General features: G+C 66.8%; 8 protein-coding genes. 5 read left to right on the top strand and 3 right to left on the bottom strand.

Annotated elements, in window-relative coordinates; all coding sequences use genetic code 11:
- Positions 1 to 308 precede the first annotated feature (308 nt).
- The gene (locus F6Q13_RS15865) at positions 309 to 551 is read left to right on the top strand and encodes a WhiB family transcriptional regulator (RefSeq protein ID WP_293058531.1); all 243 of its coding nucleotides are present in this window, start codon (positions 309 to 311) and stop codon (positions 549 to 551) included.
- 68 nt (positions 552 to 619) lie between these two features.
- On the opposite strand, the gene F6Q13_RS15860 is transcribed toward F6Q13_RS15865, so the two are convergent.
- From F6Q13_RS15860 to F6Q13_RS15850, 3 genes are all read right to left on the bottom strand, one after another.
- Positions 620 to 1,960 carry an AarF/ABC1/UbiB kinase family protein gene (locus tag F6Q13_RS15860; RefSeq protein WP_293058528.1) on the bottom strand — a complete coding sequence of 447 codons (1,341 nt, stop codon included), beginning with the start codon at positions 1,958 to 1,960 and terminating at the stop codon, positions 620 to 622.
- A 48-nt stretch (positions 1,961 to 2,008) separates the two neighbouring features.
- Positions 2,009 to 2,824 (bottom strand): cyclodehydratase, encoded by an 816-nt coding sequence (locus tag F6Q13_RS15855; protein ID WP_293058533.1) that lies wholly within the window; start codon positions 2,822 to 2,824, stop codon positions 2,009 to 2,011.
- 83 nt (positions 2,825 to 2,907) lie between these two features.
- The gene (locus F6Q13_RS15850) at positions 2,908 to 4,296 is read right to left on the bottom strand and encodes a zinc-dependent metalloprotease (RefSeq protein ID WP_293058526.1); all 1,389 of its coding nucleotides are present in this window, start codon (positions 4,294 to 4,296) and stop codon (positions 2,908 to 2,910) included.
- Between the two features lie 87 nt (positions 4,297 to 4,383).
- Between F6Q13_RS15850 and F6Q13_RS15845 the strand changes: the two genes are divergently transcribed.
- The 4 genes from F6Q13_RS15845 (at position 4,384) to F6Q13_RS15830 (ending at position 10,585) form a co-directional block, all read left to right on the top strand.
- On the top strand, positions 4,384 to 5,403 hold the full coding sequence (locus F6Q13_RS15845) for a PDZ domain-containing protein (protein ID WP_293058524.1): 1,020 nt from the start codon (positions 4,384 to 4,386) through the stop codon (positions 5,401 to 5,403).
- A 165-nt stretch (positions 5,404 to 5,568) separates the two neighbouring features.
- Positions 5,569 to 8,556 (top strand): UPF0182 family protein, encoded by a 2,988-nt coding sequence (locus tag F6Q13_RS15840; protein WP_293058521.1) that lies wholly within the window; start codon positions 5,569 to 5,571, stop codon positions 8,554 to 8,556.
- A gap of 152 nt (positions 8,557 to 8,708) precedes the next feature.
- Positions 8,709 to 9,437: a DUF1295 domain-containing protein gene (locus tag F6Q13_RS15835; protein ID WP_293058518.1), complete on the top strand. Its 729-nt coding sequence runs from the start codon at positions 8,709 to 8,711 to the stop codon at positions 9,435 to 9,437.
- Entirely contained in the window at positions 9,434 to 10,585 is a 1,152-nt protein-coding gene (locus F6Q13_RS15830; protein ID WP_293058515.1) for an FAD-dependent oxidoreductase, read from the top strand. Before F6Q13_RS15835 ends, F6Q13_RS15830 begins: the two co-directional genes overlap by 4 nt.
- Positions 10,586 to 10,664: the final 79 nt, after the last annotated feature.

Raw genomic sequence — 10,664 nt, 5'->3', positions numbered from 1 at the left:
CGCACGGTGGGCCCATTTTCTTATCCCACGGCGGCGCACAGCGCCTGGAAAACTAACCCGCAGGTTCGCCGGCAGCATCCGGAAGGAGGGAAGCCATGACCACCGCGCAGACATTCGTCGTAGCCGGCTTCCGCCGTGCCGACCATGCCGCGGTGGCCGCGGCGTCGGCCGAAGTGTCCGCGGATCGGGGTTCGCCCTAGGCTTCGCCCGAACCCCCGATGGCCACGGACCCGACCTCACCAGGATCCGTGGCCATAGTTTTTCTCTGCCAGTCCTGGTCCGGATCCGCAGAAAGCAGGTGCAAAAACATGCCGACTCTGGAGTTGCCGTGCAATCGCGATCCCGACCTGTGGTTCGCCGAAAGCCCGGCAGACCTGGACCGGGCCAAGGCGCTGTGCGGATACTGCCCCATTCGCCGGGAGTGTCTGGCGACGGCGCTGGAACGAGAGGAACCCTGGGGTGTGTGGGGTGGCGAGATCCTGCATCGCGGTGCTGTTGTCGGAAGCAAGCGACCGCGGGGACGTCCCCGCAAGGACGCCGTCGCTGCCTAAGACGGCGAAAGTGCAACTGCCGCCGCGTTCGTCGAGTGTAGGCCAGTGTTGCACTTTCGCGGCAGCCGCTAGACCGCGGCCGAGTCGGGTTCGGCGAAACCCGGGATCAGCTCCTCGGTCAGCGCCTTGATCGGCACCCGCGCATCCAGCTGGCACAAGATCGCGGCCACCGAGGCCATGACGCGCATCGGTATCGCCAGCTTGGGCGGCAGGTCCATTTGCCGGGCCGTCTTGATCTGCGAGACCGACCGGTCTATTTGGCTTACCGCCATTTTCTGTAACCACTTGCGGTTGTAGTGGAATACCTCGACCTCGATGGGCTCGACGTACTGGCGCAGCATCTCGTCGATGTCGCGGGCCGACACCTGCTGGCCCTTCTGGATGAACCCGACCTTCTCCATGGTCGGCAACAGCAGGTCATAGTCCTTGTCGCGGGCCAATCGGATCGTCATCCCCAGCTCAACGGGATAGCCACCGGGCAGCGGAGCCACCGCACCGAAGTCGATGACGCCCATCCGGCCGTCGGGTAGCAGCATGAAATTTCCCGGATGGGCATCGCCGTGCAGCATGCCCAGCCGGCGCGGCGCGTCGAAGGTGAGCTCGATCAGGCGGGTGCCGATGAGGTCGCGCTGGGCGGCGCTTCCGTCGCGGATGATCTCCGCCATCGGCAAGCCCTCCATCCACTCCTGGACCACCACCTTGGGCGCGCTGGCAACGACGTGCGGTATCGCGAAGTGCGGGTGACCCTCGTAGGCCTTCGCGAACGCGCGCTGATTGTCGGCCTCCAGCCGGTAGTCGAGTTCCATCTCGGTGCGTTCGACCAGTTCGTCGACGACGCCTTGGACGTCGGCACCCGGGGCGAGCTGTTTGAGCACACCGACCATGCGCTGCATGGTTTTCAGGTCGGCGCGCAGTGCCTCATCCGCGCCCGGGTATTGGATTTTGACGGCGACTTGGCGACCATCCGACCACACCGCTTTGTGCACCTGACCGATGCTGGCCGAAGCCACCGGAGTGTCGTCGAAGGAGGCGAACCGGTTCCGCCACTTGGTGCCCAGTTGCGCGTCGAGCACTCGGTGCACCTTGTTGGCGGGCATCGGTGGGGCGTCTTTTTGCAGTTTGGTCAGCGCTTCGCGGTACGGCTCGCCGTATTCCTCGGGAATGGCGGCTTCCATCACCGATAGGGCCTGGCCGACCTTCATCGCACCGCCCTTGAGCTCACCCAGCACCGTGAACAGCTGATTGGCCGCCTTCTCCATCAACTCGGCTTGGACTTCGTCTTTCGACTTGCCGGTCAGCCGTTTGCCGAAGCCGAGTGCCGCCCGGCCGGCGAACCCGACCGGAATGCTGGCCAGCTTGGCGTTGCGGGCCGCACGCCCACGTTTGATGTCTGCCACGTCAACTATCATCCCCGACGCCTGCGCCGTTCTCGGCACCGATCCGACAATTAAGTGCGCTCAGCACGAACACAACGGATGTTTGGTCCACTGCCGGGCAAGGATCGAGCCGGCATGGATGTCGAACTCCAGGGTGGCGTTCAACGCCGGAGGCGGCCCGTGATCAGGTGTCGGGGAGCCGGTAACGGCCCCGATCACCCGGTCGACCTGGCTCAACGCCAAGGCGGTCGTCGCCATCAGCGTCGCCCGATCTGCCGTGCCGACGGTGTCGCGGAGCTGCGCGGCGACCACCGGCCATGCCGCGTCGCGGTCCCGGCGATGCAGATCCGCGCAGTCAAGGCAGCTGGTGACACCGGGTATGACCAGCGGGCCGACCAATCCCGCGCCGTCGCGTACCCGTACCGGCAAATGCGGGACACCGTGGCTGCGCAGCTCGCGCACCATGCGCGGGTCGGCAACCAGGTAGTCCGACAGCACCACCAGGTCGGTTCCGGCGACGGTGGTCACGGCGTGCGGCTGGCTGCTTCGCTTGATCCGGGCGCCCGAGCAGCGCAGCGCCTCGGCGAGTAGGTCGGACAGTGGGCCCCGCCCGTGTACCCGGATCGACGGTGACCGACTGTGCCGGCGCGGGCGGTCGCCGGTCGCGACGCCGACGTCGACCAGCGCAGCGAGCAGAGCGCCCAGCTCCCCGACATCGACCAGTCCGCACCGGCCGGACTGCCGCTGCAGGTCGGGCATCGATGTCGGCGTGTGCAGGGACCGCAGCAGCCCGGCGAGCGCGGTGGCGGTCAAGCCTCGCGGTGGGTGAACCACGACAGCGCGGTGCGGGCTCCAGCCGATCTGGACCGTGCCTTCGGGGCGCACGAGCACCGGCATCGCCGGGTCCAGCGAGTACAGCGTCGGTCGGTCAGACGCAGTCGGCACGGCGCAAGCATGTCACGGCGGACTCGCCCGCCCGTTCAGTTGTCCACAGGGTCGCCTTCGCCATGGTCGCCATGGTCGTTGCCCTTCTCGAATTGGGCGATCGCCTCGTCGATGTCGATTCCGCTGGTATCGCCGGCGATGGCCCGGTCTATGAAGGCTGCGGGCTCATCGAGATCCGCGGCATCCGGGAGCAGATCCGGATGCTGCCACACCACGTCGCGGGTGTCCATGCCGACGGCCTGTGTCAGCCGCTCCCACAGTACGGCGGCCTCCCGCAGCTTGCGCGGCCGTAGCTCCAAGCCGACCAGTGTGGCGAACGTCTGCTCGGCGGGACCGCCGGTGGCCCGGCGCCGGCGCAGTGTCTCCGCGAGCGCGGCTGTACCGGGTATGCGGTCGCCCAGCGCCGCGGTCACCACGGTCTGCACCCAGCCCTCGATCAAGGCCAGCAGTGTCTCGAGTCGTTCGAGCGCCTGAGTCTGTTCCGCTGTCGCCCTGGGTTCGAACACCCCCTGGGCGAGCAGCTCTTCCATGGCGGCCGGATCCGTCAGCGAAGCGGGGTTGAAATCGCGTGCCAACTCCTCGATTCCGGTCATGTCGATCTGTATTCCCTTGGCATAGGCCTCCACGGCACCGAGCAGTTGACTGGCCAGCCAGGGCACATGGCTGAACAGCCGGTGATGGGCGGCCTCCCGGGCGGCCAGGAACGTGACGACCTCGCTGCGGGGCTGCTCGAGCCCGGCGGCGAAGGATTCCACGGCGTCCGGCAGCAACGCCGCGACGCCTTTGGGCCCCAATGGCAAACCGATATCGGTCGACGTCAGCACTTCGCGCGACAACCGGCCCAACGCCTGGCCGAGCTGCGAGCCGAATGCCATGCCACCCATCTGCGACATCATCGACAGCAGGGGGCCGGCCATGTTCTTGGCCTCAGCGGGCAGCGCAGCAATCCACACGGTGGCGATCTGCTGGGCCATCGGATCGCATAGCCGCTTCCAGGTCGCCAGCGTGTTCTCGACCCAATCGGTGGGGCTCCAGGCGACGGTCTTGGTGGTACCTGCCGGCAATGCGGTCGCTCCGTCGAGCCAGGTCTCTGCCAGATGTACGGCGTCTTGGATCGCGGAGTTGGTGGCCGCCGAGATCGGCGGCACGAATCCGATCGAACTGGTTGCGAGCTGGCGGGCCAGCTCGTAGTTCACCGGCCCGGACGACCCGCCGGCTGTCATGGCATGGCCGGCGCCACTCAACATCTGCCCGAGCTGGGTGAAGATCTGTCCCAGGTGGGCCACGTCGAAATCGCCACCGAAACCACCCGGGGCGCCCGGCGAACCGGCGCCGGACTCGTCGTTTCCGGGCTTGTCGGGGTCCGGGTCGTCACCGGCGGAGAACCCGAAAGGCAGGTCAGCCATACCCTCAACGGTACTCACCGGCGATGCCTGTGGCCTCACCCGCGGTCACGCTTTTGGTGAACAGGGTTCGACACCCGGCGGGCGCGGCCACTTAGGGTGGGCGACGTGAATAGACGCATTGTGACGCTGATAGTGGCGCTGCTGCCGGTGCTGGTGTTCGGGGTACTGGTTGCAGTGGTCACGGTGCCGTATGTCGCCCTGGGCCCGGGCCCGACATTCGACACGCTCGGCGAGGTCGACGGCAAACCGGTGGTCGACATCGAGGGAATCGCCACGCATCCGACCACCGGTCACCTGAACATGACGACGGTCTCCCAACGTGACGATCTGACCCTGGGCGAGGCACTAGCACTGTGGCTTTCCGGGCAGGAGCAGCTCATGCCGCGCTATCTGGTGTACCCGCCGGGCCAGTCGCGGGAGGAAATCGACAAGGCCAACAATGCCGAGTTCACCCAGTCCGAGGATGACGCCCAGTACGCGGCGTTGGGGTATCTGCAGTACCCGCGGGCGGCCACCGTCATGGAGGTGCAGAAATCTGGCCCCTCCATGGGTCAGTTGCAGGCCGGCGACGTTCTGGACGCGATCGACGGTAAGCGCACAGCCAATGCCGAACAGTTCACCGCGGCATTGAAAGACACCAAACCGGGTCAGCAGGTGGTGATCGGCTATCGTCGCAAAAATACCCCGGGAACAGCACGGATCACGTTGGGACACTACAAGGATCGTAGCTACGGCTTTCTGGGGATCATGGTGGCCGACGAGCCCGTCGCGCCGTTCCGTATCACTTTCAACCTGGCCAACGTGGGTGGTCCGTCGGCGGGATTGATGTTCAGCCTGGCGGTTATCGACAAGCTCACCACCGGCGACCTAGTCGGCTCGGCGTTCGTCGCCGGGACCGGCACGATCACGCCGGATGGCACGGTGGGGCCGATCGGCGGCATCGAGCATAAGATGACCGCCGCGCGGACGGCCGGGGCGACGGTGTTTCTGGTCCCGGCCAAGAACTGCTACGAGGCAAGTGCGGACGACCTTCCGGGACTGCAGCTGATCAAGGTCGAAACCCTCGCTCAGGCGGTCGAGGCATTACACACCATGACCGCGGGCAAACAGCCACCGAGTTGTTAGCGGCGCCAAGGCCAACAGCACAGGCAGAAGACCGAAGAGGAGAAGATGGGCAATCAGCCGTGGTCGGGCGGGCAAGCCGTCGGGCTCGGGGGCAGGCACGCGGCGCAGCGCGTGCGTAAAGTTGGGACCGTCGAGACAACCGGTCTTAAGCAAGGAGCCTAGCCAGTGGTAGTGGGGCCCGGCGCGCGGATGCCGAAGCTGACTCGGCGGAGCCGCGTCTTGGTCGCGGTCGCCTTGTCGGTGATCGTGCTGCTGTTGCTGGGGCCACGGCTGATCGACGGATATGTCGACTGGCTGTGGTTCGGCGAACTTGGGTACCGGTCGGTATTCACCACCGTGCTGTTCACCCGCTTGGCGGTCTTCCTGATTGCCGGACTGCTCGTCGGCGGCACGGTGTTCGGGGCACTGGCGCTGGCGTATCGCACCCGCCCGGTGTTCGTCCCGAGTAACGGCAACGATCCGGTGGCGCGGTATCGCACCCTGGTGCTGTCCCGATTGCGGCCGATCGGCATCGGAGTCCCGCTGCTGATCGGGGCGCTGGCCGGCGTCATCGGCCAGACCTACTGGGCGCGTATTCAGCTGTTCCTGCACGGCGGCGACTTCGGGATTCGCGACCCGCAATTCGGCAAGGATCTCGGCTTTTACGCCTTCGACCTGCCGTTCTACCGGCTCGTGCTGGGCTACCTTTTCGTCGCGCTGTTCCTCGCGTTCCTGGCGAACCTGGTAGCGCACTATGTATTCGGCGGTATTCGGTTGTCGGGCCATACCGGCGTGATGAGCCGCTCGGCGCGTATTCAGCTGATCAGCCTGGTCGGTGTGTTGGTGCTCCTCAAGGCGGCCGCCTACTGGCTGGATCGCTACGAGTTGCTGTCGCATACCCGTGGCGGTAAGCCGTTCACCGGCGCGGGATACACCGATATCAACGCCGTGCTGCCCGCCAAGCTGATCCTGGCGGCCATCGCAGTGATCTGCGCCGGCGCAGTATTCTCCGCGATCGTTCTGCGGGACTTGCGGATTCCGGCGATCGGCTTGGTCCTGCTGCTGCTGTCGTCGCTGATCGTCGGTGCTGGGTGGCCGATGATCGTCGAACAGATCAGCGTCAAGCCCAATGCGGCGCAGAAAGAAAGCGAGTACATCGCCAGGAGCATCACCGCGACCCGGCAAGCCTACGGCCTGACCGACGCCGTCGTGACCTATCGAAACTACAGCGGTGACGGTCGGGCAACTGCCCAGCAGGTGGCCGCCGACCGTGCCACGACCTCGAATATCCGGCTGCTCGATCCCACGATTGTCAGTCCGGCTTTCACCCAGTTCGAGCAGGGCAAGAACTTCTACTATTTCCCGGACCAGTTGTCTGTCGACCGTTACTACGATAGCGACGGCCACCTGCGCGATTATGTCGTCGCCGCCCGCGAGCTCAACCCGGATCGCCTGATCGACAACCAGCGCGACTGGATCAACCGGCACACCGTATATACCCACGGCAACGGCTTCATCGCCTCGCCGGCCAACACTGTGCGTGGAATCGCCAATGACCCCAACCAAAACGGCGGGTACCCGGAGTTTCTGGTCAACGTCGTCGGTGCCAACGGCAGTGTGGTCTCCGACGGCCCGGCGCAGCTCGACCAACCCCGGATCTACTACGGCCCGGTGATCGCGAACACGCCCGCCGACTACGCGATCGTCGGGCGAAACGGCGCGGACCGCGAATACGACTACGAGACCAACACCGAAACCAAGAACTACACCTACACCGGCAGCGGTGGGGTGCCGATCGGCAGCTGGATATCACGCAGCGTGTTCGCCGCGAAGTTCGCCGAGCGCAACTTCCTGTTTTCCAACGTGATCGGGTCCAATAGCAAGATCATCTTCAACCGCGACCCGGCACAACGGGTCGAGGCGGTGGCGCCCTGGCTCACAACGGACAGCGCGGTGTACCCCGCGATCGTCAGCAAGCGGATGGTGTGGATCATCGACGGTTACACCACGCTGGATAGTTATCCGTATTCCGAACTGACCTCGCTGTCGTCGGCCACCGCGGACTCCACCGAGGTGGCGTTCAACCGGCTGGCCCCCGACAAGCAGGTGTCCTACATCCGCAATTCGGTCAAGGCCACCGTCGACGCCTACGACGGAACGGTCACTCTGTATGCGCAGGACGAGCAGGATCCGGTTCTCAAGGCGTGGATGCAGGTGTTCCCGGGCACCGTCAAGCCGAAAAGCGACATCACTCCCGAACTGGCGGCACACCTGCGCTACCCGGAAGACCTGTTCAAGGTGCAGCGGATGCTGCTGGCCAAATATCACGTCAATGACCCGATCACGTTTTTCTCCACGTCGGATTTCTGGGACGTGCCGCTGGATCCGAACCCCACCGCCAGCAGCTACCAGCCGCCCTATTACATCGTTGCGAAAAACATTGCCAAGGACGATGATTCGGCTTCTTATCAGCTGATAAGCGCGATGAACCGGTTCAAGCGGGATTACCTGGCCGCCTACATCAGCGCCAGCTCGGATCCCGCCACCTACGGCAAGATCACCGTGCTGACCATCCCGGGTCAGGTCAACGGGCCCAAGCTGGCCAACAACGCGATCACCACCGATCCCGTCGTGTCGCAGGACCTCGGGGTGATTGGTCGGGACAACCAGAACCGGATCAAGTGGGGCAACCTGCTCACGCTGCCGGTGGCCGAGGGCGGGCTGCTCTACGTCGAACCGGTCTATGCCTCACCGGGAGCCAGTGATGCGGCGTCGTCCTACCCGCGGCTGATCCGGGTTGCCATGATGTATGGCGACAAGATCGGCTACGGCCCCACCGTGGGCGACGCGCTCACCGGCTTGTTCGGACCCGGCGCCGGTGCCACCGCGGCCGGGATCGCGCCGCCCGACGCCGGGGCACCGGACAAGCCGGTGCCGGGAAGCCCGCCGCCGGCCGACGCGGCGCCGGCGGACTCGCCGCCGACGGCACAGGCGGCCGTCCCACCGGCGTCGAACGCGGCCACGTTGTCGCCGGCCAGGGCCGCTGCGCTCAAGGAGATCCAGTCGGCGATCGGCGCGGCCCGGGACGCCCAGAAGAAGGGCGACTTCGCCGCCTACGGTGCCGCGCTGCAGCGACTCGACGACGCGATCACCAAGTTCAACAACGCCAAGTAGCGACGGACGAGCCCCGTCGCGGGCGGTCAGCCGGCCCTCGATTCAAGGCTAGAACGTGTTACAGTTTTGCCGGTGCCGGCGCACAACCAGCTAACCGGACGTGCTGCACCAGGAGGCGGCATGAAGTCCCACGGCGCTCCGGCGGCCGGCCGGTGACGGGCACGACAGCCAAGTCGCGCTCGCTCTGGCTGGTCGCAGCGGCCTACGCGGTCGCGATCGCCGCGGCCGGCGGGTGGCTGATGCGGGGCCCGAGCACCGGTCGGCTCTGGCTGGATTCGCTGGTCGCCGACCTGCTGGCCACCGTCGTGGTGTTCGGCTTCAGCCGGGCGTACCGCAATTCCAGCGTTTACGACGCCTATTGGAGCGTCATTCCCCCGCTGCTGACCTGCTACTGGTGGGCTCGCGGCGGGCTCGGTGTCGAGCAGCTGCGCTGCTGGCTGGTCACGGTGCTGGTGGTGGTGTGGTCGGTGCGGTTGACCGGCAACTGGGTCTACGGGTTTGCCGGCCTGCACCACGAGGATTGGCGGTATGCACTGTTTCGGGAGCGGGCCGGTCGTTGGGAATTCGTCGTCGACTTGGTGGCCATCCATCTGGTTCCCACCGCCCAGGTCTTCCTCGGCATGCTGCCGGTCTATGTCTGCATGACCCACCCCGGTCGCGGCGTCAGCTGGCTGGCCGGGCTGGCGTTGTTCGGTGTCGCCGCCGCGCCGGGGCAGGCGTGGTGGCTGTTCGTCGGGGCGGTGGCGATGCTGGCCATGTTCCTCGGCGCCAGCATCCCGATGATGGAGCAGCGCAGCCTGCAGCGTCGACCCGGTTACCAGAGCGTAATCGCGCGGGTCCCCCGGTTCGTGCCCCGACCGCCGCGACGGACAGCGGCATGACCCGCAGACGCGTTGTCGTAGCAGGCCTCGGCGACAGCGGGGTGCTGTGCGCGATCCGGCTCGCCCGGCACGCCGACATCGTGGGCATCTCGGTCAAGCCGGCCCTGGTCAGCGGACAAGAGCTGGGCATGAGGCTGTCGCGCCCCGACTACTGGGCCCGTGACTACTGGATCCCCTTCGACCGGTTCCGCCGGTTGGACCGGGTGCGCACCGTCCACGCCCGGCTGATCGGGCTCGACCCGGCGGCCCGCACAGTGTTCGCCCAGACCGCCGCCGGCGAGACGACAGCGCAGCCGTACGACGCGCTGGTCATCGCCACCGGCGTCACCAACGGCTTCTGGCGCCGCCCGACGTTGCAGTCCGGGGACGAGATCGCCGCCGAGATCCGCGCCGCCCACAACCGGCTGGCCGCTGCCCGCTCGGTCATCGTGGTGGGCGGCGGCGCGGCCGCGGTCAGCAGCGCCGCCAACGTAGCCGGCACCTGGCCGGCCAAGCAGGTGGACCTGTACTTTCCCGGGCAGCGGGCGCTGCCTGCGCATCACCCGCGGATCTGGGACCGGATACGGCGCCGGCTCGACGATCTCGGAGTGGGACTGCACCCCGGCCACCGCGCCGTCGTGCCCGATGGGTTCGCCTGCGACCAGATCACCAGTGGGCCGGTCTGCTGGAGCAGCGGACAGCCGCCGGCCAGCGCCGACGCGGTGCTGTGGGCCATCGGCCGGGTGCGCCCCAACACCGACTGGCTGCCGGCCGAACTGCTCGACGCGCAGGGGTTTGTGCGGGTCACACCGCAGCTGCAGGTACCGGGTTGTCCGGGGGTGTTCGCGATCGGCGACGTCGCGGCGACCGATCCGCTGCGCAGCTCGGCGCGCAACCGCGCCGACAAGCTGCTCGCGCACAATGTGCGTGCCGGGTTCGCCGGTCGGCCGCTGCGGTCCTTCCGGGCGCCGAAGCGCCGCTGGGGGTCCGTGCTGGGTGCCCAACCCGACGGATTGGAGGTGTTCACCCCCAGGGGCCAGGTGGTCCGTTTCCCGGGCTGGTCGGTGGATCGGGTGCTGCAGCCGTGGATCGTGCGGTGGGGCATCTATGGCGGGGTGCGGGAAAACAACCCGCTGCGGTCATGGCGGCCGGCACCGAGGCAAGGTTAGGTTGTGTTTCGTGTTGCGTCCTGCAAGTTGGACTGGACTAGCGGGTGGAAGTCCCGTCCCGGTAGGCACCGGAGCGCCG

Origin of the sequence: Mycobacterium sp. (assembly GCF_008709575.1) — a bacterium.
In the GTDB taxonomy this organism is placed as follows: Bacteria; Actinomycetota; Actinomycetes; order Mycobacteriales; family Mycobacteriaceae; genus Mycobacterium.
This window is presented reverse-complemented; position numbering and strand designations above follow the sequence as displayed.